This window comes from Sandaracinus amylolyticus (assembly GCF_021631985.1).
Classification (GTDB): Bacteria; Myxococcota_A; Polyangia; order Polyangiales; family Sandaracinaceae; genus Sandaracinus; species Sandaracinus amylolyticus_A.
On sequence record NZ_CP070225.1, the window covers coordinates 7,169,553 to 7,191,902 of the forward strand.

17 protein-coding genes are annotated in these 22,350 nt (G+C 67.8%); 9 read left to right on the forward strand and 8 right to left on the reverse strand.

Annotated elements, in window-relative coordinates; all coding sequences use genetic code 11:
• The first annotated feature begins 156 nt into the window (after nucleotides 1-156).
• From I5071_RS30395 to I5071_RS30435, 9 genes are all read left to right on the forward strand, one after another.
• The gene (locus I5071_RS30395; protein WP_236516760.1) at nucleotides 157-1,770 is read left to right on the forward strand and encodes a M48 family metalloprotease; all 1,614 of its coding nucleotides are present in this window, start codon (nucleotides 157-159) and stop codon (nucleotides 1,768-1,770) included.
• The gene (locus tag I5071_RS30400) at nucleotides 1,767-2,249 is read left to right on the forward strand and encodes a hypothetical protein (protein WP_236516761.1); all 483 of its coding nucleotides are present in this window, start codon (nucleotides 1,767-1,769) and stop codon (nucleotides 2,247-2,249) included. Before I5071_RS30395 ends, I5071_RS30400 begins: the two co-directional genes overlap by 4 nt.
• A 309-nt stretch (nucleotides 2,250-2,558) precedes the next feature.
• Nucleotides 2,559-3,407 (forward strand): ImmA/IrrE family metallo-endopeptidase, encoded by an 849-nt coding sequence (locus I5071_RS30405; protein WP_236516762.1) that lies wholly within the window; start codon nucleotides 2,559-2,561, stop codon nucleotides 3,405-3,407.
• 23 nt (nucleotides 3,408-3,430) lie between these two features.
• Complete coding sequence (locus I5071_RS30410; protein ID WP_236516763.1) at nucleotides 3,431-3,955, forward strand: hypothetical protein; 525 nt, start codon at nucleotides 3,431-3,433, stop codon at nucleotides 3,953-3,955.
• 314 nt (nucleotides 3,956-4,269) lie between these two features.
• Entirely contained in the window at nucleotides 4,270-5,115 is an 846-nt protein-coding gene (locus I5071_RS30415) for a hypothetical protein (RefSeq protein ID WP_236516764.1), read from the forward strand.
• A 628-nt stretch (nucleotides 5,116-5,743) separates the two neighbouring features.
• On the forward strand, nucleotides 5,744-6,250 hold the full coding sequence (locus I5071_RS30420) for a hypothetical protein (protein ID WP_236516765.1): 507 nt from the start codon (nucleotides 5,744-5,746) through the stop codon (nucleotides 6,248-6,250).
• Nucleotide 6,251: 1 nt separating this feature from the next.
• Entirely contained in the window at nucleotides 6,252-7,139 is an 888-nt protein-coding gene (locus I5071_RS30425) for a hypothetical protein (protein ID WP_236516766.1), read from the forward strand.
• A gap of 275 nt (nucleotides 7,140-7,414) precedes the next feature.
• Entirely contained in the window at nucleotides 7,415-7,651 is a 237-nt protein-coding gene (locus I5071_RS30430; RefSeq protein WP_236516767.1) for a hypothetical protein, read from the forward strand.
• Nucleotides 7,648-8,436: a hypothetical protein gene (locus I5071_RS30435; protein ID WP_236516768.1), complete on the forward strand. Its 789-nt coding sequence runs from the start codon at nucleotides 7,648-7,650 to the stop codon at nucleotides 8,434-8,436. The genes I5071_RS30430 and I5071_RS30435 overlap by 4 nt, the downstream gene beginning before the upstream one ends.
• A gap of 68 nt (nucleotides 8,437-8,504) precedes the next feature.
• Here I5071_RS30435 and I5071_RS30440 read toward each other — a convergent pair whose 3' ends face one another.
• The 8 genes from I5071_RS30440 to I5071_RS30475 form a co-directional block, all read right to left on the reverse strand.
• Nucleotides 8,505-10,568 (reverse strand): SIR2 family protein, encoded by a 2,064-nt coding sequence (locus tag I5071_RS30440; protein WP_236516769.1) that lies wholly within the window; start codon nucleotides 10,566-10,568, stop codon nucleotides 8,505-8,507.
• Between the two features lie 25 nt (nucleotides 10,569-10,593).
• Nucleotides 10,594-11,010, reverse strand: coding sequence for a hypothetical protein (locus I5071_RS30445; RefSeq protein WP_236516770.1), 417 nt, complete (start codon nucleotides 11,008-11,010; stop codon nucleotides 10,594-10,596).
• A gap of 68 nt (nucleotides 11,011-11,078) precedes the next feature.
• Complete coding sequence (locus I5071_RS30450; protein ID WP_236516771.1) at nucleotides 11,079-15,146, reverse strand: type IIL restriction-modification enzyme MmeI; 4,068 nt, start codon at nucleotides 15,144-15,146, stop codon at nucleotides 11,079-11,081.
• The gene (gene drmD, locus I5071_RS30455; protein ID WP_236516772.1) at nucleotides 15,143-18,703 is read right to left on the reverse strand and encodes a DISARM system SNF2-like helicase DrmD; all 3,561 of its coding nucleotides are present in this window, start codon (nucleotides 18,701-18,703) and stop codon (nucleotides 15,143-15,145) included. Before drmD ends, I5071_RS30450 begins: the two co-directional genes overlap by 4 nt.
• 200 nt (nucleotides 18,704-18,903) lie before the next feature.
• Nucleotides 18,904-19,410 (reverse strand): hypothetical protein, encoded by a 507-nt coding sequence (locus I5071_RS30460; protein ID WP_236516773.1) that lies wholly within the window; start codon nucleotides 19,408-19,410, stop codon nucleotides 18,904-18,906.
• 531 nt (nucleotides 19,411-19,941) lie between these two features.
• On the reverse strand, nucleotides 19,942-21,048 hold the full coding sequence (locus tag I5071_RS30465; RefSeq protein WP_236516774.1) for a hypothetical protein: 1,107 nt from the start codon (nucleotides 21,046-21,048) through the stop codon (nucleotides 19,942-19,944).
• Between the two features lie 62 nt (nucleotides 21,049-21,110).
• Nucleotides 21,111-21,704, reverse strand: coding sequence for a hypothetical protein (locus tag I5071_RS30470; protein WP_236516775.1), 594 nt, complete (start codon nucleotides 21,702-21,704; stop codon nucleotides 21,111-21,113).
• A 14-nt stretch (nucleotides 21,705-21,718) separates the two neighbouring features.
• Complete coding sequence (locus I5071_RS30475; protein ID WP_236516776.1) at nucleotides 21,719-22,171, reverse strand: hypothetical protein; 453 nt, start codon at nucleotides 22,169-22,171, stop codon at nucleotides 21,719-21,721.
• Between the last annotated feature and the right edge of the window lie 179 nt (nucleotides 22,172-22,350).

The window sequence follows — 22,350 nt, forward strand, 5'->3', positions numbered from 1 at the left end:
GTCATCCGCGCGCGAGGCTCGTCGCTCAGCGGCGGTCGATGATGGTGTCGCGCTCGCGCGGCCGACGCGCCCCGCGCGACCGAGGGTTTCCCGAGACTGCGTCGAGCTCCACGGCCGAGGTAGTCTTCATGCACTTCGTACGGCGCGGAGGGCGCGATGCACGAGGACGGGGGTGGCTCGCGATCGCGTGGGCCGGGCGAGGTCAATCGTTTCCGCGAGCTGACTTCGTTCTACGCGCTCGCGTGGACGAACTGGGCGCTCACGACCGCGTTCCTCGCTCTGCTCGTCGGAAATACGTTCGCGGAGAGGACCGAGGTCGGGCCGCGGACGGCGATCATCGAAGGGCTGCCACCGCTGCCGATCGCCACGACGTTGCTCGTGCTCTTCGCCGTGCTCGCTGTCGCGCTCGCGAGGCAGCGCGCGCAGCATCGGCGCGAGCGCGAGCGAGACGAGGCCGCGCGCGCACGAACGAGCGAGCGGCTGCGCAAGAAGCTCGCGGAGTGGGAGGCGTTCGTCGCGGAGCGCGCGGGTGCCGAGAACGCGCGCGTCGTCGTGCGGCCTTCGGATGCATCGGTCATGTGGACGGCGAGCTCGGGAACGCTCGGCGCGGGCAAGCCGTGCATCGTCGTGACGAGCGCGTTCTGGGCGGGGCTCGCGCGCGACGAGGACAAGCTGCGCGCGGCGATGGCCCACGAGGCTGGCCACGTCGCGGCGCGTGACGTCGAGCTCTTCCACTGGCTGCTCGCGTGCGAGTGGGCGCTCGCAGTGGTCGGCGCGGTGGTGCTCTCGCTGCGCATCGCGCTGTATCCACTCCTCACGTCATCGCGCCCGATCGGCTCGTTGCTGTTCTTCGTGCTTCAGACCGCGCTCGGTGCGTTCGGAGTGCTCGCGTGTTGGAGCGCGCTGCTGAAGGCGCGCGAGCTGCAGGCCGACGCATTCGCCGCCGACGTGCTCGGCACATCCGAGTCGATGCAGGCGTTCTTGCGCGACCGCCTCGCAGCGCGCGAGCGAGAGGCGCTCCCGTGGTCGCAACGCGCGTGGCGCGCGCTCGTCCAACCGGCGCTCGCGTGGCGCGCGACGCTTCCCGCGCTCCGCGGCGAGATCGGGGGCTCGATCGAGCTGCAGCTCGGGCTCGCCACGACCGCGACGATCGTGACGGGCTGGTGGGTGGCGACGTTCCTCGCGCGGTACGCGGCGCTCGAGGGCTACGATCTTTGGCTCTACGCGCCGATCGTCGTGGGGGTCGCGGCTGCGGGATATCTGTTCGGATGGTGGAGGGCGCACGATGCGAGCGGGGTGCGGCCGCTCGGAGCGGCGATCAGATCGTGCGTCGTCTTCCTCGCGCCCTCCGTCGTGCTGGTGCCGGCGTCGATGGGACTGCTGCAGCTCACGACCGGCGGGAGCTTGGCGGCGCCGGGCAGCGGGTTGGGCGCGCAGCTCGTCGCGACGATCATCGCCGGAATCGTGGTGTGCGGCCTGGAGGGCTTCTTCGTCGCGATCGGCGTCGCGGGGCATGCGCTCGATGCGCTGCGAGCGCGACCCAGCCCGACGGTCACGTCGGCCGCGGCGACGATGGTGGCGTGCGTCGGGCTCGTCGGCGCGGGCACATTCGTCGGGCTGTTCGTCGAGCAGATCGTGCAGAGCGAGCAGCCGCTCGTGTTCGCGGCGTTGTTCGCGACGGGGGGCGCGACCGCTGCGCCGTTCGCCGCGATGATCGGTCACGTGGCCGCAGGCGTCGTCCTGCGGAGACGGCGAGGGGGGAGACGATGATGGAGCTGGACACCGAGATTCGTTCGGAGCTCACGACCGAGCTCGAGGGGTTCTTCGACGACGCGGGGATGGAGAGCGAGGCCGAGGTGGTCGCGCTCGTCCTCGACGGCGACATGGACGAAGGTGGCGACGTGCGGGTTGCGGGCGTGCCCGGCGCGGCAATCGCCGGTCTCGCGCCCATCGTCATCGAGTGGTTCCTCGCGCTCCTGGGCGCGTTCCTCGAGCAACTCCAGAAGACGTCGCTCGAGGAAGGGGCGAAATCACTGGTCGGCCGAGTCAAAGAGTGGCTGACGGGCCGAGCCGCGAAGAAGAAGTCTCTTCGGAGGGTGGATGTCTCGGAGCGGATCGCGACGATCGCCGAAATCGCGCGGACCCTCGAGGCGGCGGGCTGGCCGCGCGAAGCGGTGGAGGGTGCAGCAAAGGACTTGTGGGAGCGCGGCGAGCGCGCGGCGAGGGCTGTCGCGAAACAGAAGGGCTGAGAGGAGCACCAGAGTCGTCCGCTCTGAGAACCGGAACGATATTCTCGTACCTAGCAAAAGCCCTAGATACCGGAATATGGCTCCAGGCCCGTAGACGCAGTGTGAAACGTCCGATACCGTTGTCTTCGATTCTGACGCCGTGGCTGTGACGCGGCGCGAATGGGGGCAGGAATGCGCGGCGGTGCGTCCGGTATTATCGGCGTCGACGCAGCGGTCTGCTGCTGGTTGCGATCAGTCGCGATAGCCCTTGCGGCGTCAGGCTTGATCGCTGCCTGCAGAGTCGACTATCGCTGTCCCGAGACGCCCGTCGTGACGGCCGCGCCGCCAGCGTGGGAGAACTGCGAGGCGCTTCTCGGGCCAACGCCGGATGGCAGTCCCGTTGGCGATCCGCTCGAGCTCGCGACGTTCTGGTGCCCGCAATATCCCGAGGGTGCCGTCGAGCTGTGCCCGGATGCGCCGCAGTCGTGCCGCCGCGCTCGGCCCGCGGACGAAGCGAATCGCATTCCGTGGAACGACTTGCGCGAGCGCATCCTCTCGGGGCGATGCGACCACCTGCTCACCGACGTGCAGATGCGCGCGATATTGGGGCGCATCCCAACAGCGCCGGCACCGGCGGATTGCGCGGCCCCGTGCACGCCCGAGCGGATCGCGATGAACGCCGTGTTCGCGAGCGTACGCCGCTGGGCGGCGTGCCCCGGACCGCTGTATCGCGGAGGTGGTCGGGTGCACGGCGAGTACCTCGACGACGATCACGCGATCGTGCTGTATGGCTCGACGTGCGGCGCGTCGCGCATTTATGGCGAGCCGCTGCTCGACGTCAGCGTCGTTCACCGGATGACGCTCGTCATGTGCCACGAGCTGGGGCACGCGATTCAGCACGCCGCTGGCGAGCTCCGGAGCTTGCCGGCGCGCGCGAGGGAGACACAGGCGAGCTACTTCGGCTCTCTTCTCGCGCAGTGCCTGATCGACGAGTACTCGGAGGTAATCGCCGCCGCTGCGGCGCCCGCAGTGCTCACACCGTCAGCGCTGAGTTGTTTCCAGCGACGCTGGTCGACGATGTCGACCGCGCTGGAGAGACTCCGATCCCAGCAAGTCGTGCGCTGGAGCAGGGATGCCGCAGCTCCGGTCGGGTGGGCCGGGGCTGCATGTCTCGAGTGACGAGGCCGAGAAGGAGGACCGTGATGATCAGAACTGATCGCGCTCATGTCGTCGTCGGATTGGTGCTCGCTGCAGCGTTCTGGTGTAGTGCGAGCGACCGCGCTCGAGCCGACGGCTGGGATCTGACGATCGATCTCGCGACCGAGACGCGCATCGAGGCGAGGGACGACGGAACCAGCGAAGAGAAGGACGAGCGCATCTGGTGGTTCGGGCCGAGCGTCGGGTTCGACGGTGTCGTCTACGACTTCGCACTCGGACGAGTGGCTGAGTTCTCGTTCACACCAAGCGCGGGGCTGGGGTTCCGATGGAACCCGTTCACCACGGAGACCTGGCTGCCACAGTTCCTCGCCGCGGATCTGTATTTCCGGCTCGCCGTCGACAACACGGTGGACAATGCGCCGGTGCCGCTGGACATCGTGCTGACCCTGACCGTGACGTTCATCCGTGTCGGGTTCGGCATTCGCGTCCTCTTTCCGACGGTGGACGGCTCAGAAACCGAAGCACATGGGCTCATGACGCTCGGAATCGCGCTCCCCACGTCGTCCTGACGAGCGCGGCGCGCCCTGAGCCCAGGCTCAGGTGCGCGCCGTGCTCGTTTCGGAGGAGCAGACGAAGCGCAGTGTCGACGTGTAGCCTCGATTCACGCGAGACGTGTCCCAAACCCGCGAGGCGAATCGTGCGAACAAGCGGTCTGCTCCCATCGCTCCTCAGTCTCGGCGCGCTCGTCGCCTCGATATCCGGTTGTGCTCAGAGCGACGCCGAGTGCCGTTGTAACGGCGCGGTGGGCTCGGGATCCGTCGACATCGCGTGCGGAGAGAGCCAGTGTGTCGAGGGCACTCGATTCGTCTGCACCGGTGACGACGTGCTCCTCGCCGAGGGCGCTTGTAGCGGTCCGGAGCCAGTACCGAACCTACGACCGTCGGACGCACCGGACTTCGTGATCGTCGCGGCGTCCGGGCACTGCTTCGGCATCAGCTGTCCCGAGTACAACCGCGAGTACCTCGCGGCGGACGGCACCGTGCAAGCCATCATCGACCTGATCGAGGCCCGCGGTCGGTCGGCTGGCTACGCAGCATTCTCCGACTCGCTCCACGACTGGGAGAACACGAGCACCGGCGAAGTGCTCGCGTACGGATGGCTGTCGATGCTCGCGTTCCTCGATTTCGTCCGCACCGAGTGGATCGCCGACTTCGACAATCCGACGCGTGTGATCGTGCTCGGCCACTCCCACGGCACCGTCTGGGCGCACCTGGCTCTCATGGTGCTCGAGCTGGAAGGGGCGCCGGTACCCGTCGACGTGCTGGTCGACCTCGATGGAGTCTCGATCGGTTGGGAGGACGATCTCGAAACGGGGTTCGTCGGCGACACGTGGGCGAGCGAGCTCATCGCGTACACGGAGCGCACTGGGACGTCGTGGCCATTCGAGGTGTGGGACGCCGCGGACTCGTTCTTCGTGCCGGGTGTGTCGGAGCTGCAGGACGTCGAGGAGATCGTGCCGAACTCGGTGCTCGCGAACCTCGAAGTCTGGAGCTCTGACGGTATCGGGAGTATCGGTCTACGCGATGCTCAGCCCAATTGGCGGCGCGACGGCACGATGACGAACGTGTTCCGCGAGCAGTCGGTCGAGAACCACGGAGACACTGCGCAACCGTGGTCCGACGCGATGCGGTGGGTGGTCGATTCGATTGACGCCGCGTACGAGTGGTGAGGTCGGCGCCAGGTACTACCGGCCAAATCGCGGGACGATCCGCCTCCCGCACGCCGAGACCGAGGAGGAGCCGCGTACCCGTGATCTCCCTGGGCGCGGGCGCGAACCAGTACGCGGTGCACAGCACCAAGCGCTTGCCCCAAGCACCTGCAGGACTCTCGACGTGCGAGCGATCGAGCGTGGCTGCGAGGCCATCGCTCCGAGCGTCGCGCGATTCCCCGTTCTTCCTCAACCGCGCAGACATGCGAGACGAGCGGTGACGCGCTGGGCTGGACGATTCGCCCCGTGAACGTCGTGCCCGAGTGTTCGGACCTTCCGGCGTGGTGTTCTGCGCGTCGATGGGGTTTGCCCGGAGGTCACCGGCGAACGCGGACGCCAGGTTGCGCGTCGGCTTGTTGTGCTCGGGAAGCAGAGGTGTCTACAACGCCTCACCACCTGAGTCGCTCAGAAACAGTTCTACCCCTGCGGGCGATTGGACCACGTCGACGTGGAGCGAAGTGCGAGCGCGGAACCGACAGCACAGCACGACAACGCCAATCGCGATTGGCAACCCGTCGTCGCGATTCCCTTTCACAGCGAGACCCCACGAAGCTCCAGTCGGCGGCACGCAGTCGCAAGAGAGGCGTCGATGATGCGAGAGATCCCGACGAGGTCCCAACCCTTGCGTGGCAATGGACACACGGCAACACAAACAGACATCAGCGAAGGTCTCGAAGAGACCAAGCCGTGGTCCAAACCGCCGTCGCATGACATCGAGCAGCTCCGGCGGGCTGGCATCTCCATCTCCGCCGAGCTCATCGTCGCGGCGACGCGCGCTGCACAAGGCAGCGAAGCGTCCGAGATCGGCGCCGACTCGCAGCTGAACGCCGCCGGGAGGTTCGTTGCTGCGCGTGGCGCACAGTTCGCGCCCGCGGCGGATATCGTGCAGCTGGTCGAGGAGCTGAAGCTCGAGCTCTCCGACGATCGTCGAAACCTGTCCGTGGAATCGCTCGTCGAGCTCTGGGCACTCGCAGAGCCCAATCTCGTCGACGACGAGAGACGAGAGCTCTGGCCTCTCGTCGTGCGCCGGCTCGGTGGCGGTGAAGCGAAGGTCGAGCTCAGTCGGAACGGTGCAGCGCAGGGGGGAGGTTACTAACATGTCCGTCACGACGACACTCTGGGAGCACAAGAACTTCGGCGGCCAGATGTTCACGTCCAACACCCAGTCCGGACGGTACTTCTGGAACACCTGGGGCAAGCACAACGACTTCTTCTCGTCGATGCGCGCCTGGGCAAACGGTCACCGCGGCAATGCCTACGCGTTCGAGCACATCGACTTCAGCGGCCGCTTCGCAGCACTCAACGTGGGTGGGCAGTTCTCGTCGAGCTGGTGGTCGTACTTCGGCGATGCCTTCAACGACAAAGTGTCGAGCTCGCTGGTCGTGGCGCGCGAGCCCCAAGATATCGAGACGGAAGTCGCCCTGCGTTCCATCGTGACCCCGCAGTTCACTTCGCTCTTCGACGCGAGAACCGCGGGTACACCGCTCTCCCGGAAGGGCGATCCCCGCGTGTACGGGACGTTCTTCCCGGACCACGACAAACAGCTCGTGTTCGCGACGATTCATCAGGACCTCTCGGTCAAGGTCCGGATCCCGCTGAAGATCACGATTCCCAACCCGTTCGGCGACGACGTCGAAATCGATCTCGGTCAGTTCCGTTGGTCGGACTATTCGGCGAACGTCCGCTACGACATCCTGTTCTTCGTCACCCGCGACGGCGTTCTTCACGGCCGCGCGAAGTGGTCGCACGTCTGGGTCGAGGCCGGACCTTTCTCGCAGAAGGTCTACGACGAGATCGCGCCCGGTTTGCACGGCGCGAAATCGGCTCTTACATCGGCGATAGAAGGCGGCCTCGCGCTCTTCAACCGTCGGCGGCGGTTCGCAGACGCGTACGTCCTGCCCGGAACCGCGCCCGACATGAACCAGAGCGGGTTCTTCGCCAACTACGACGACGACGTCGTACTGGTCGCTGTCACGCGCCGCTGACCAACGCTCGATCTGGAATCGCCGATGTCGGCCGGCGCGAGCAACGCGCGCGCGTCGGCCGGTGCGCCTAGCGCGCCACGACGGCGATCACCGGTGTCGTGTCGCACGCGCGGCGCCCTACCCTCGTCGCCGGCCGCAGCCACTGCGTCCGCCAGCCCTGACGCGGTCGAAGAGCACGGACGAACGCAGCGCGCTCCAATTGAAGTGCCTACGCGGCACGTACAAGCGCGAAGCGCGGTGCTGCGAGTGCCGAGTGGTCGCTACGAGGGCGCCGCGTGACGATGGCGCTGCCTGCCCGGCACGAGCGAGCCCTGTTCACGGCGATCGCGATGCCTAGCGGGCAGGCGCAACCGCCGCTCGCGACGATCAGCGTGCGCTCCCGGCACCTCGGCGCTCTGCGCGCCGCGATCGACGTGGCCTTCCGTCACCGCGCGGCTCTACGCGTCCGCGATCGAGAGTCCCTCGCCGGGGCTTTCCAACAACGCCGCCGCCGCGGTAGCGACGCGCCATGACGATCGATTTCCAGCCCTACTCCCGTCCTCCCCGCATCGACGCGCTGCGCGGCATCGCGCTCGCGATCCAGCTCCTGCGCGTCGCCCCAGCGAGGCCGAGCCGCCCGGTCGCTCGCGCCTTGCGAAAGGTGCGAAGCACTGCGGTCGACCTGCAGACCGAGGTCAAGGCGCGCGGTCGCACGCGCCCCGAGAGCCTGCGTCCGCTCGACTCCGCGTTCGACGGCTCGTGGTCCGCGCTGCGCGATCGCCTCGCGGCGTGGTCGAAGGTGCAGAGCGCGTCGTTCGAGCGCCCGCGCGAGCGCGCCGAGCAGCTCCTGGCGGCGTACTTCTCCGACGGTGTGCAGTTCGTGACCCTCGCCTACGAGGCCGAGTGGGTCTACGGCGAGCAGCTCCTCGAGCGCTTCGACGAGGAGGGCGCGCTCGCCGACATCGAGCGCCTCGCGGGCGCCGAGTTCGTCGCGAACGTGCGCGAGCAGCAGGCGGCGCTGGGCGCGGCGCTGGGACTGACCGGCAAGCGCGGCACCGAGGAGGTCGCGAGCACGAGCGGCCTCGCGGAGCGCGTGAGCGCGCTGGCGAGCGCGATCGCCGACTACACGCGGCGGCTGTCGGGAGAGGTCGAGACCGACGACCCGAAGAGCGTCGCCGCGTTCCGCAAGGCAGTCGCGCCACTGGATGCGCATCGTGCCGCGACCGCGCCGAAGGCGAGCGGCGGAGAGACGCCGAGCGAGCCGGCGGAGCCGGTGGATCCGAGCCAGCCGATCCCGCCGGCGCCCGAGGAGGAGTGAAGTGGAGCGCGCCTGAGCCGAGAGGCTCAGGCGCGCTTGCCGATGGGGCGGCGGCTGATGACGCAGCGCTAGAGTCCGGCTGCGAACTCGAGCTCGGCTCGACGGATGCGCTGGTTCACATCCAGCAGCTTCCTATTGCCGGGAAACCGACGAAGGCCCTGCTGCACGCGCTCCTTCGCGTCCACGAGCACCTGCTCTGCGGCTGCGCCCTTGACCCGACGCCAGAATCTGACCGCCTGGTCACCCCAGATGTGGAACGGGTACACCGAGTCACCGCGAAGAGCGATTTGGGTGCCGAGGATCCGCGTGCCGTCACGCCACAGATCAAGCGCCTGCGTCTCCGACGAGGCAACGAGCGCACGCTTCATCTGGAGATGCGCTCGAGTATTCTGAATCAACGAATCGTTAGGCGCGAGACTTTCTGCAGTCGCGATATAGGTTGCGGCGTAGTCAAGCTCTCCGAACTCAAGCTCAAGCGCGCCAAACTGGTGCCAGAACTGCGCGTCATTGCGAAAGCTGTCGCGAATGGACTCGTAGATCTCCCGCGCGTACTCAACGCGAGGCGAAAATCGCTCATGGATGCGTTGGTGATTGATAAGCGACCTGTATACCCTGAAACGTTTCGACGAACGAGTCACGTTGGGAGCGACGTCTTGCGAGAGGACTCGAAGAACTCGGCAGTAGGCTTCCTTGAGTTCGTCCCCGTTGGCACATGCACGGATGATGTGATCAGCGATGACTGCGTGTCGCACCCTGAGTAGAGCTGAATCGTCAGGGTGCGGCACGACAACGCCCCTGAGTTGTCGATCGATGATTGCGAGCGCCGACGCCGGCTCCTCTGTTGAACAACTCATCAGCTGCGTTCTTCTGATCGGGTAGCGCTCCGCAGTAACCAAGGCGGCGGCGAGGCATACGATGCGTGCCTCGCGGCTCTCGAGATCGGAGTACTCGCTCCCGATGATTTCATCGAAGCCCTTACCTTCAGTCGCTTCCTTTAGTGCGACGAGGATCTGCTTCTCAGCGCGAACCTCGAATTCGGCTACTTGCTTCTGCGCCGACAATCCCGCGAGGTGTCCCAGGAAGTGTTCCCGTGCAAGCACCTTCAGGATGCCGGTGATGTCTCGACGCGTCAGGTTCCCGATATCCACTTCCGCGACCTGCAGTCGAGAGGTGAGCGGACCGCTTGAAGCATCGTATCTGTTGAGCCGCGATGCGATCACGAGCACCGGAGGCTTTTCGAGATTCGAAAGGGCGTCGACAAGCCGGCCGAGCCACGAGAAAACCAGATCCGCGTTATCGAAGAACAGAAGACAGCGTTGGCCGAGCATGTCGAGCGCGCCCGCGACGGATTCTACGCTCGGCAGGTCATCTTCGACGGCGTAGTACGTGGGAACGCCACTCGCGCCGAACGCCCACGCGACTCGCATCATTGTTGTCGTCTTCCCCGATCCTGCGGCGCCAACGAGCGCTACGCACTGAGTTCCTTCGGCCGCGAGAGCCGCCCGGATCTGGTGCTCCAGCGTGGCATTTACGTCGCGCGAACCGTCGAGGTCGAACGCCAGGTCCTGCCACGTCGGGGTGTATCCGTTGAAGAACGAGCGTTTGTTGTGCCCCTTCTTCTGCCTCATCGGCTTGACAAAATGGAAACTCTCGTAGAACTCCTCGAGCCTTCGACGTCGCGCAGGGCTGTTCGCATCGATGGTCTCGATAAGTTCGGCCGCACGTGGATTGCTTCGCCGTAGGACTTCCATCCTCCCCGGAGCGCGCTCGACTACCTGAGAGAGCCACGAGAAGAACTGCTCGCCGGTTGCTCGAAGTGGAACGACGTTCATCGCGCTGAACACAGCCGACTCCGCTTCACCAATGCTCGGCGACACCAGAAATGCTCGCGCTCTACCCTCCGGGTCGCGGCCCTGCCGACGCTCGCGCGCATCCAGATACTGGAAGAAGATCGGTTCGGAGAGCTCGGTTCCGACGAATATCGTGGGGTACTGGCAGTAGTCTTGAACAAAGTGCCAATAGAGCGGGTCGTGCTGCGACTGTCTACTTCCGTACTGTCGAGGCGAGAACGTCATTTCCGTCGGCTTGCACGGGAGTGAGCCATGCAGTTTCACGTACTGCAGCGTATCCATGAGCGCGTCGCGCTCTCGGTAGTCGTCATTGGGCCAAATCAGCCGGTCGAGCTTGGGGGCGCCTCTGCTCCTCTGATATTGCCACCTCGACGACATTGTCGAAATTTGTCGTGTAGATTCGATACCAGTAGTACTTGGCGATCTCGTCATACCAGTTGGGCACATCAGCGGCTGCGAGATGCTGGTCAAGGAAGCGTGAGAGTGCGTCGTGGCCCTTCGCACTCGCGAGCGCCGCGTCGTACATCCGCGCCAAGGGCGTACCATTATACGGCTCTTTGAACTCACAGAACTCCCAAAGCGACTCGGCGAGCCGTCCACCGTTCGGGATATTTGCTCCAGCCTTGTTCGTGGCCCCCATAGAGAACCCGGCGCCGAGAAAGAGCACCGCCCGATTGGAAACCAATGCATCGACCAAGTACGCTCGATCGTTCTCTCCAATCATCGAACTCCTCCGTTCTAGTGGTCGTGGCCTCTTCGTGGCATTTCCCATTCACGGGAACACAGTGCCGATCAGAAAAGGGTGCCCTGTCCTTTGGGGTTCCTCTTCGTGCGCGACGGGCGCCTCGCTTCGCCGCGTGTCAGATCGGGTGCAAGTCGCATCTCCGGTTGCGACCGCTCGGTGTTCAGGACGAAGAGGCGATCGATGATGTGATCTACGAAGGTTCCGAGGACGGTCTGCTCTTCGGGCGTGCTCGGGCAGAATCGCGGAACCTGGAGATCAATCCAGCCGTAGGCGGCGAGGACGGCGCAGTCCAAGTGCTCGTGAAGCCGGCGGAGGTGCCGGATAGGTTCGTCCCGGCAGGACGGGTCCTTGAGCTTGTTGTAGGTCTGCGTGAGCCCCTGTTGAGTCTCGACCATGTACGCGGCGCGGGCCTCGTAGAGGCGCCGGCCGATGTCCTCGAGCTCCGGAATCACGGTGCGCGGGTCCGACTGGGGAAACGGGAAGGTCTCGAAGCAGTCGGATGCGGCGTAGCGCAAGTCGTTCTTCATCGACGACGAGAGCAGACGTGCCCAGGGCTCGTGGATGCGGGATTGGAGGACCGCGAATGCCGAGTAGCTGCCCAGTGCGAACGCGTAGAGCGTCTGTGAGAAGAACGTCGTCGTCGGCTGGAAGGTCAACATGAGGTGCTTGCTCACGTTCGCTGCAACCAGACAGCGGTCCAAATCTCCCAGCGCAGCATAGAGAGCTCCTCCGCTCTCGCCGGGACGCCACCAGTACGTCTTGTACGTTCCGCGATTGTCCTTCTCGCGTGCGGGCCGGACTTTCTCCTCGGCGATCTTGAGCAACTCCGGCCACTGCGCTGCTTCGTCGAGCGTCTTCGTCGAGAAGTCGATCATGAAGCGGTCGTGTGAGGCGTCGGGATTGGAGTTGACCTCTTCACCGCCGAGATAGGGCCGCAGGACTTCTGCGTTTCGCGGGTCGGACGCGACGAGCGTCGCGTACTCCTCCCGGCTCACTGCGAGACCGACGCCGACGAGCTTGCCGCCCATGAAGGCGAGATTCGTGTTGCTCGCGAGCGGCACCGGATCTGGACGCTCGAGACCGGCACGGAGTCGACTGTTGAGCGCCTCGACGGGTACGTCGTTCAAGCGACAGGAGCCGGTGGTCTCGCGGGCTCGCCCCACCGCGATGTTCACGATCGAGATCATGACGGCCGCCGCGCCGGGCCAAGTCGTGCTCGGAGTCGCGTCGTAGATCTTCGCGCCGCTCTCGATGAGCGTCTTGAGTGACATCAGGCGCGAATCACCTTGAGCAATCGTGTTCGTCGCGATGAGTCCAATCGTTCCGTGAGCGCCGAGGAGCTCGGAGACGCGGCGGAAGAAATACGCACAGAGATCGGTGTTGGGCCGGCCCTTCACCTCCGGATACCGAGCCATGAACCAGTCGAGGTACTCGGGACCGGCGGTGTCGCTGATCGCGTTCTTCCCAGCGAACGGCGGATTCCCCACGAACGCGTCCACGAACGCTGCGCCGTTCTTCTCGCCTTTCGCGAGCGGGTCCGGGCGCTCCAGGAAGAACACCTCGGGCAATTCGAGGTGCCAGTGGAACGGTGCGTGTTGCGCGCGAATCGTCTTCGCCCACTCCTCGAGCACTCCGAGCACGCTCTCGTCGCCCGCCAAATACGACTGGACCACTGCGAGGCGTCGCTGTCGCTCCTGCTCGCGCGCCTTGGGCTTCGACTCCGCGAAGAACGCGCCGACACACGCATCGGCGACCAGCTTCACGCGCGTCATTGCGTGCTCGGCGAGCTCGAGCAGGCGGCGCTTCTCGCGCTGGGCGTGGTCGCTCTCGTCGTCCGCCAGCGCTTGGATCGCCTCGCGGTGCTCGCGCACCTCGGCGAGCGCAGCGTCGACCAGGGGACGAATCGTCGAGAGCTGCTCGTCGGGCGACCAGTGGAACGCGCGGATCTGATCGAGATCCAAGCCCACCAGCGAGTCGCCGTGGCGGAGCACGTGGTCGAGGAACGTGAACGCCTTGTCGCCGCTCAACGTCTCGAGCCACAGCGAGAGCTTCGCGAGCTCGACCGCGGCGGGGTTCTTGTCGACGCCGTACAAACAGCGCTGCGCGACGAGGCGCTTGGCGTGCAGGGTCGCGTCGCCGTGCTGCTCGATGATCGCGGGGAGCTCGCCGCTGCGACGCCACGCCTCGATCACGGCCTCGCCGAGGAAGCGGCACGCCTCGACCAGGAACGCGCCCGAGCCCATCGCGGGATCGCAGACCTTGAGCTGCAGGATCTGAGCGGCGGTGGGCGCCTCGCCGAGGCACGCGAGCACCGGCCCGAGGGTGCGGCGGACGACCTTCTCGCTCAGCGAGCGCGGCGTGTAGTGGCTGCCGGTGCTGCGCCGTGAGGCAGTGGGCTGGAGGACGAGCTGGCCCGTGCGCGCGCGGTGGCGCTGGCGCGCTTCGCGGGTGCCGGCGAGCTCGAGGAGCGCGTCGGCGAGGGCGTCGTCGCCCTCGTCCTTCGCGGCTCGCCCGAGGCGCTCGGTGATCTTGGTGATCGCGTTCTTGCTCAGCTCGCAGCGATCGGCGAGCTGCTTGTCGCGCTCGGTCTTGGTGGACGCGCGGAGCGATGCGACCTCGAGCCAGTGGCCGCCCTTCCCGAGGCGCACTGCGGGCCCGGTCAAACGCTCCACGCGGAAGCCCATCAGCGACTCGTAGACCGCGCCGATCTGCTCGACGCTGAGGTCGCGGTAGCTGATGCGCTGGCCATCGAGGACGACGAGGCGATGCAGCACCTCGTGCACGGTGGCGTCGTCGACGGTGGGCAGGCGCACCGCGGCGCGGTCCTCGGGCAGCGTGACCGCGGCGGTCCAGTCGGGCAGGCCGCCCTCGAGGAAGGGGAACGCGCTGGGATCGAAGAGGCGGCCCTGACGCGGCGGCAGGTGCAGCGCCTGATGGCGCACGCCGAAGTAGACGGCGCGGAACAGGCTGACGAGCGCGCCGTACGCGCCGTAGCGCTGGTGCATCGACTCGGGGTGCGCGCCGGCATCGGCGGAGAGGCGCTCGTAGAGGCCGAGGACGCTGAGATGCGCCGCGTAGGTCGGGTGATCGACCGGGAGCAGGCTGCGGTCCTCGGCGTAGAGCAGGAAGACGAGGCGCAGGACGACGTTCAGGACGCCGTCGTAGACGTGCCCCTCTTCCATCGCGGCGCGCAGCCAGTCGGGACGATCGCCGACGCAGTCGCGCGCCGCGGCGGCCTCGAAGCCCTCGAGCAGTCGCTCGACGGCTTCGAAGACCTGCTGCGCGAGATCCTCGGTGACCTCGGCCTGACGCTTGCGGCTGTCGGCGAGGAGGCCCTCGAACGTGTAGCGAGGATCGGCGGTGTACGTGCGGCGCGCGTGGAAGAGGAGCTCGAGCGCGAGCGCGAGCGGGCGGCCCGCGGGATCGGCGAGGTCGTCGAAGCGGAAGGTGAGGTGCGAGGTCGCCTCGCCCGGCGGCGCGTAGACGAGCCGGAGGTGGCGGCGGTTCGAGACGAAGCCGATCGGGATGCCGGTGTGGCGGAGCAGGCGCTCGAGCTTCGCGGTGGGTGGGTAGCGCCAGGGGCCGGTGGTGTCCTCGGGGCCGTCGAGGTCGATCGCGGTGGTGTCGACGCCGCTCGGGACGTCGTCCGAGAGATCCCAGACCAGCGCGATGTAAGGCGACGCGGTCGCGGGGGGCGCCTGGTCGGGAGGCGCGGGGGTCTCGAATGCGGCGAAGGGATCGTCGTCGGGGGGCGCGGGCGGCGTGCGCGCGATCGCGAAGCTCGCGCGGATGTGCTGGCGACTCTCGGGCGCGTAGAAGGAGAGCTCGGGAGGTAGCGCGTCGCGCGAGACGAGCATTCCGTCACGCGAGTAGCCGAGGAACGTCTCGAAGAGCGCGCGTGTGCTGCGCAGCGCGAGGCCCTGCGTGGTCTCGACCAGCAGCGCGCGGATCGCCGCAGTGATCTCGGGACGCGGTGCGGGCGCGATCTGCGCGTCGGCGAGCGACGGCACCGAGAAGACGAGGCCCTCGATCGGCTGCGCGAGGCCGAGCCACTCACGGTGGAAGAGGCGCTCGGCGTCGATCGGTCGACCGCCGCGCGATCGGGCGCGGCTCATGTCAGCACCTCCGGCCAGCTGACGACGAGCCCCACCGGCGTGAGGCGAGTCATGCGGACGTCGTAGAGCGCGGCGATGGCGCCGGGCTCGGCATCGAGATCGCGCTCGAGCTCGTCCGCGCGACGCGCCATGTGATCGAGATCGAGCTGCAGCTGGCGCTGCTGCTCCTTGGTCTGCGTCGCCTCGGCGGGATCGAGGAGGAGCTCGCTCTGGCTGAGGCGCTGGATGCTGGTGCGTATCGCCTTGCGTTGGCGCTCGAGGAGGACGCGGAGATCGTCGGCCTCCTTGCGGGCGCGAGTGGCGAGCCCGCTCTTCGCGCGCGCGGCGCGGGCATCGGCTTCGTCGTGCAGGGGACGCCAGAGCGCGGTGAAGAGGGACTCGGCGCTCTCCGCGATCGCGGCGCGCACGATCTCACCAGGCGATGCGGGCTGCGTCGCGAGCACGCGCTCGGCGAGCTCGACGCTCTTCGCGGTCGTCGCCGCGTCGCGGTAGGGCTCGATGCGCGACGCGGTCTTCGGGTCTCCGTCCCAGGGCGCCGCGAGCGAGACGAGCTCGTCGTGGAGGCGCGCCGCGCCGGGACCGAAGAGGCTGAGGCGCGCGTAGACCACGACCCGGATGATGCTGTCGTCCGGCGCGACCACGGCCGCGACGCGCGAGAGGTCGTGCGCGCTGAAGCCCTGGGCGAGGAACCGATCGAGCACCCGACGCACGACCGGGTGCGCGAGATGGAGCTGCTCGACCTCGCTCGAGAGGCGCGCGATCGGCGCGAAGCTGACGGGACGCGGCGGCTCCTGACGCCAGTCCCAGAACGACTCGTCGCGGCGGCGGGGGCGGCGGAGGCTGTCGAGCGTGACCTCCCACGAACGATCGAGCGCAGGCATGCGGAACGCGGGCTTGCCCTCGGGTGTGGTGCCGGCGTCCTCGAGGCGCGGGGCGCCGGCGAGCTGGAGGCCCACGTCGAACACGCCGCGCAGCACGTCGGGGCTGACCTCGAGCGCGCGTCGCGACGACTCGTAGCGGCGGAGCGCGCGCTGGATGTCGGCGCGGAGCGCGTCCTCGTCCTTGCGCGCGTCCTCGAGCTCGTCGTCGACGGTGCGCGTCGCGACGTCGGTGCCGACACGCGCGAGGCGCGATTCGGTCTCGGGGCCGATGCCGTTCTCGAGCGCATCGTGGAGATCGTCGAGGAGGACCGCGCCGAGCGAGCCGAGCTCGCGCTGCACGACGTCGACCTTGCGGACGAGCGTCTCGAGGACGCGATCCTCGGGCCGCGCGGGATAGACGAAGTAGTGGCAGCGCACCTCGGGCGAGGGCTGGAGCGTGCGGTCGATGCGTCCGTTGCGCTGCTCGAGACGCGCGGGGTTCCACGGGAGATCGACGTGGAAGAGATCCGCGCAGAACGCCTGGAGGTTGATGCCCTCGCGCGCGGCGTCGGTGCACACGAGGATGCGGAGCGCGTCCTCGTCGGGCGGGGCGTTGAAGCGGCGCTGCACCTCCTCGCGCGCGTCGTCACCCATGCCGCCCTGGAAGACGGCGATGCGCTCCTCGCCGCGATCGGTGTGGGCGACGGCCTCGCCGAGGAGCTCGACGAGGTAGCGCTTGGTGTCGGCCCATTCGGTGAAGAGGATGACGCGGCGATCGGACCACGCGCGATCGGTGGAGGACGCATCACCCGTCGCGGCGCAGCAGTGATCGCGCAGCCACGCGAGGAGCGCGCGAACCTTGGCGTCGGGCTGGCGACGAGCGCGCTCGGCGCGCGCGCGGAGATCCGAGAGGACGGCTCGGGCCTCTTCAGTGGGCGTGGGCAGACGCGCGCTCTCGTCGGCGAGGCGCGCGTCCTCTTCGGCCTGCAGTGCCTCGTCGGTCGGGCCGTGGGTCTCGGGGTCGGCCTCGGTGAGCGCGAGCTGCTGAGGGACGGCGACGGGTCCGCCACGCTGGTCGACGGCGCGCGCGTGCACGTCGAGGCTGCGCGCGAAGGCTTCCGGGCTCGAGAGCAAGCGCTGCTGGAGACGAATGAAGGGGAGACGACCCGGGCCCTTCTTCGGCGCGCAGAGCTCGGTGTAGCGCGCGAGCAGGCGCGCGAGCTCGAGGTCGAGCGGCTCGGTGTCGGAAGAAGAGGTCAGCGCGAGCGGGGAGGTGCCACCGCCTTGGCGCACCGCATGCGCGCTCCACGAGCCATCGAGATGCTCGAGCTCGATCTTCACGAGCACGCGCTCGGGGAACTTCTCGATGCCGAGCTTGCGCAGGTCCCGCTTGAGGCGACGCACCATCACCGGTGCGAGGTCGTCCTTGCCGCGCACGGGCACGCCACGCGTGAAGCGGATGGGATCGAGGATCTCGAGGAGCGCGCTGAAGCTGTTGGAGTGGCCGTTGTGCGGCGTGGCGCTGAGGAAGAGACGGTTGTCGAAGCGCGTCGCGAGGTCGCGGATCGTGTGGGTGATCTCGCTGTCGACGGCATAGCGGCTGCGGGTCGCGGGCGCAGCGACGTGCGCCTCGTCGAGGATGAGCAGGCTCTTCCGCGCGCGCGGGCCGAGGTGCTGTCGCAGCGGCTCGCGGTACTCGGCGCGGCGCAGGAGCTGGTGCGAGACGATGAAGCGGTTGTGCGTCGCCCAGGGGTTCACGCCGAAGCCGCGCTGCTGCCTGCGCTGCGCGATGAGCTGCCGCGTCATGACCTCGAAGTGGAGGCCGAAGCGGCGGCGCATCTCGTCCTTCCACTGCAGGCAGATGGACGCCGGGCACGCGATGAGGACGAAGTCGGCCTGCTGGCGCAGGATGAGCTCCTGCAGGACGAGGCCGGCCTCGATGGTCTTGCCGAGGCCGACGTCGTCCGCGATGAAGAGGTTCGCGCGGGGGAGCTCGAGCGCCTTCATGAGCGGCGTGAGCTGATGCGCCATGTGCTTGATGCCGGCGCGAAACGGCGCCTGGAAGCGGGTCGCATCCGCGGCGCTGACGGCGTTCCAGCGCAGCGTGTGGAGGTACGCGCCGAAGTGCGCGGGAGGATCGAGCCGGTCGATCCTCCCGAGGCCCTTCGATGCGGGCTCGATGATCTCGGCGCCGAGCTCGAGATCCCAGAGCACGTCGAGCGCACGGCCGGGATCGTCGTCGTCGAGGCAGACGAGCTTCACGAGCGCCGACTCGTCGGCCTCGCCCGGGTGCACTTCCTCGACGAGCCATTGTCGATGCCGGGCACGCACCACCTGACCGGCCCGGGGCAAACCGTCGCGGTGGTGCGACGGCAACGGTGGTGTCGAGCGCTTCGGGTCGAATCCCGCGGCGAGCAGCACGCGTTCCAGCAGATCGCGTCGCGAGGTCGTGTGGTCGGGAATGCCGTGCGCGCGACAGACGGCCTGCAGCTCGTCACGTCCGAGCTCGCGAAGGACGAGCGGTGCGCGCGCTTCGAGGTGTGCGCCGAGCATCGCAGCGAGGCGTGGTTTGGGTGTATTGCCCGCGCGGAGCCGCACACCGAAGAGCCGCGCGAGATCGAGGATCCGCGGCAGCGGGAGCGCCGCGAGGATCGACGAGGAGGTCGGTGAGGTCCGCGTAGGCGAGCTGGCTGTCATGACGGGCGCGCGCGAGCACGCGTACGGACGACGTTATCCGGAGTCCGTATCCGTCGACAACACGATGTTCGATTCGGGGCGGACGTCGCCCGCTCGAATCAGGTTGCTCGCGATGGAACCACGACCGCGCCGTCACCGAGGTCATCGAGCTCCGCGGACGCGATCGACCACGCAGAGACGGTCGGAACGTCGGTGCGCGATCAGGTCGACGTCGCGCAGACGCCCGTGTCGAAGTTGCAGCGCCCGGTCGCGCAGTCCGCGTCGGCCGTGCAGAGCTCGTCGGGAACGCAGTAGCCGCCGCGAACGCCGACGCCTCCTCGATCGACGAGGTCCACGCAATGAAAGCCCTCTCCGCAATCGCAGAGAGGGGTGTTCGCGTCCCCGCCGCTCGCGCGACACCGGCAGGAGCAGAACACGCGCTCGAGGCTGTTGGGAGCGGTGACCGGCAATTCCCGGCTCACGCAGTCGACGTTGTCGGGACAGGTTCCGTCCTCGAGCACCCTCGTGGGATCGCCGGCGAGCTTGAAGACCACGCAGGTCCGACTCCGGCACTGCAGCGAGCTGGTCTCGATGTAGTGCTCTCGTCGATCCAGCTGCTCGCCCTCCGTCGTCTCGGGGATGCAAGGGTCGCCGACGCCACGCGCCGCACATCCGGTCGTGAGCGCTACGACGAGCGCGAGCCCAGCGATGCACGCGTTCCACGTCATTCGTCCGCGTCTCCTCTTCGCGTGAGTGCGTCGATGTCGCGTCGGAGGATTTCCAAGCTCGCGGACAGAGCCCTAGCGCGCGCGAGCGCGGCAGTCGTGATCGCGATCGCGCTCACACCGATGACTGCGCTCGCGTCGAGCGCCTCGAAGCGCGCCCGACGACGACGAAAGCGAGCGCGACGTCACGCGACTCAGCGGACCAGGAGGACGGAAATGGAAAGGCCGACCTCGCGGCCGGCCTCGTTTCCACTGCGTGTCGTGCCCAGGGACAGAATCGAACTGCCGACACGGGGATTTTCAACGCGATCCGAGCACTTCCTCGATCGACTGACGAACGCGGGGAAACGAAGGAAACCGCGAGGTTAGCGTCGGCCGCGGAAGGACTCGGAGGGACGCGAAGAGACCCGAAACGACGACCGCTGCCACCAAGTCTGCCACCAATGTCCGAGCGCGGACGCGGCGCCCTCCTCGCCGCGTTCGTTTGCTTCGGGCCCACAGGACACTTCCCCGCCGGGTGAGGCCGTCGTCAGTTCACGAGTCACGTGACCTACAGTCCGCGTCCGACGCCGCGTTCGGGACGACGTCCGGCAGGTCAGACAGCGCCTGGTCGTCGAGCTGAGCCGCAAGCCGTCGAGCCCACCCCGACCATGCGCTCTCCCGTTCGCCGCCAACTCCACGCGCCTCGATGCGCCCCGCGAGCGCACGGAGCGCGACCGCGAAGTCGAGCGCCCTCACGCGTTGCTCGGCATCTGCCACGAGCGCCTCGTGATGACGCTGAAGCGCCGCCTCCCGCTCGCGGCGAGCCTGGGCCTCGCGTTCAGCGCGCTCTCGCTTCTCCGCCGCGAGCCGGCGCGCTCGTTGAGACTCTGCTGCGACGTACAGCCCGCGGATGAACGCGTTCAGGCGCTGCTCGACGGGCCGGCCTTCCTCGTCGCGCCAGGTCGGTGGGCTGTACCCGTCCTCGATGCGGATCCGCAAACGCCCGTCGCCGAGGTAGGCGTGAGGCACCTTCCAACGGTCGTCGCCCGCGCGCTTCGCGGCCTCGGGGTCGAGCGGCGCGGAGCGCGTCCACTCGAACAGGTAGAACCGGACGCTCTCCCCCTCGATCTCGACCGCGATCGACTCGCGCTCCCTGCGACCGTATCGCTCACGCGAGCCGAGGGGCGCGTAATGGAGGGCCCGTCGGTCCAGCTCGGTGAGGATCACGTGCATGACCCGCACTCCGCGGTCGCGAAGGGCATCGCTGACGTGGATCGCGGCATGCGCGCCGGCGTCCTCGTCGCGGCGGCCACGCTTCCGCGCGTCGGCATCACGCAGCAGCGGATGGAGTGCCTTGATTACCTCGGGCACGACGATACGAGATGCGCCGCGCTCGGCCTCGGCCGCGACAGATCTCGGCTTCGGAGGCGTGGGAACCAGCTCGCATCCGGCAGGCGCTCCGGGGCGAAGCGCCGGAAGCGGCGGACGCTCGGGCGCCGTTCCGTGGGCGAGCTGGACCCAGTAGCCGCTCGACGGGCACGGGACATCGAGCTGGTCGCAGACCTTCGCGAGCTTGGTCGCGGTGGTTCCATACCGCGCCCCCACCTTCGTCATCGGCTCGGCCCAGACCTCGCGGTACAGAACCTCGCGCTCGATCAACCGCCCAGGCACGCAGGCCACATACGCGCGGGTTTTCGCGGAACCATCTCGGCCAGTCGCCCTTACGGTCGCGACATCTGCGAGACGAACGCGTCCTCGCAGCGGAACACGCCCTCGTCGCTCAGGGTCGAGACGCCGCTCCGCGCCATGCACGCCTCCTCGGCGCCCGCCGACGCGATGAAGTACCGGTACACGAGTGTGACCGGGATCTCGAACGGGTCAGCCGCACGAAACGGATCGGTCATCGCGGTGCTCGGCATGTGGACGTCGAACTCCCATATGCCGCTGCACCCATCGCCGAAGTCGCGCCGACCGGAGACCGTGATGAGGTTGTACCCGGTGCTGCCGAAGATCACCGGGTGACGCGCCCCGAGGTCGACTCCGGGGATCTCCCCGAACCACTCGGAACACCGCGAGCCGGCGTGCGGTGCCTGCGTGAGCCGGAGGTCGAGCGTCGACCCTGGCGTCACGTCGTCGAGCATTGCGCACGATGGGTGACTCGTCGTCAGGTCGAACTCTTCCTCATACCGCACGGTCGACGACTCCAGTGCGTACGCCTCGACGATGTCGACGCCGTACGTGGCCCCGAGCGCGAGCGACTCGTCCCAGCCGCACGCCTGGTAGCGGTCACACGCGACGCATGTGAAAGCCAGCACGACACTGGCGACGCTCAGTCCTCGTCGACCCATGCACCCACTCCGGTGATCCCGGCGCGCATCGTACCGCCGAAGTCGACGTTCACGTCGCCCGCGAGCGGCAACGCGTCGAGCGGCTCGCCGACCACGAAGACCCGCTCGTCTTCGAGCGGATAGCCGCGAGCCTCGAACTCCACCACGGCACGCGAGCCCTCCATCGGCGCGCGAGTGAATGCTGCGTTTCGCGTCGACGTGAAGCTCGCCGAGGTGCCGTGGCAGCGATGAGCGCGACCGGTATTCAGCTCACTCTCACTGAGCACGAGGCCACCGAACTCACGCAACGGACGGCACGCCATCAGCGACGCGATGTGCCAGCCGGAGACGAACGGCACGGACACGACGTTGCCCACGAACACCAGCGAGCGCGCGTCCGTCGTCGTGCGGGCGCGGTCGATGCCGGTGATCACCGTCCCCTCGACGCCGTCCACGCCCCCGCCCGCGTACGAGAGCAGATTGTTGAACATGGCGACATCGACGATCTCGCCCGCGAGCGCGACGACGGCGCCGTCGAACGGAAGCGTCACGGGATCGGCAGCGCCCCAATCGTCTCCGACAACTGCCGTGACGTGATAGAGCTGAAGCGTGCGGAGGGGCTTGTATCTAGTGC

What these genes read in the sequence shown, in the direction of transcription:
- I5071_RS30395 (WP_236516760.1), top strand. Translation starts at nt 157, where the DNA reads ATGCACGAGGACGGGGGTGGCTCGCGATCGCGTGGGCCGGGCGAGGTC.
- I5071_RS30410 (WP_236516763.1), top strand. Translation starts at nt 3,431, where the DNA reads ATGATCAGAACTGATCGCGCTCATGTCGTCGTCGGATTGGTGCTCGCT.
- I5071_RS30450 (WP_236516771.1), bottom strand. Translation starts at nt 15,146, where the DNA reads ATGAGCCGCGCCCGATCGCGCGGCGGTCGACCGATCGACGCCGAGCGC.
- I5071_RS30445 (WP_236516770.1), bottom strand. Translation starts at nt 11,010, where the DNA reads ATGATTGGAGAGAACGATCGAGCGTACTTGGTCGATGCATTGGTTTCC.
- drmD (WP_236516772.1), bottom strand. Translation starts at nt 18,703, where the DNA reads ATGACAGCCAGCTCGCCTACGCGGACCTCACCGACCTCCTCGTCGATC.
- I5071_RS30440 (WP_236516769.1), bottom strand. Translation starts at nt 10,568, where the DNA reads ATGGATACGCTGCAGTACGTGAAACTGCATGGCTCACTCCCGTGCAAG.
- I5071_RS30435 (WP_236516768.1), top strand. Translation starts at nt 7,648, where the DNA reads ATGACGATCGATTTCCAGCCCTACTCCCGTCCTCCCCGCATCGACGCG.
- I5071_RS30420 (WP_236516765.1), top strand. Translation starts at nt 5,744, where the DNA reads ATGATGCGAGAGATCCCGACGAGGTCCCAACCCTTGCGTGGCAATGGA.
- I5071_RS30460 (WP_236516773.1), bottom strand. Translation starts at nt 19,410, where the DNA reads ATGACGTGGAACGCGTGCATCGCTGGGCTCGCGCTCGTCGTAGCGCTC.
- I5071_RS30400 (WP_236516761.1), top strand. Translation starts at nt 1,767, where the DNA reads ATGATGGAGCTGGACACCGAGATTCGTTCGGAGCTCACGACCGAGCTC.
- I5071_RS30425 (WP_236516766.1), top strand. Translation starts at nt 6,252, where the DNA reads ATGTCCGTCACGACGACACTCTGGGAGCACAAGAACTTCGGCGGCCAG.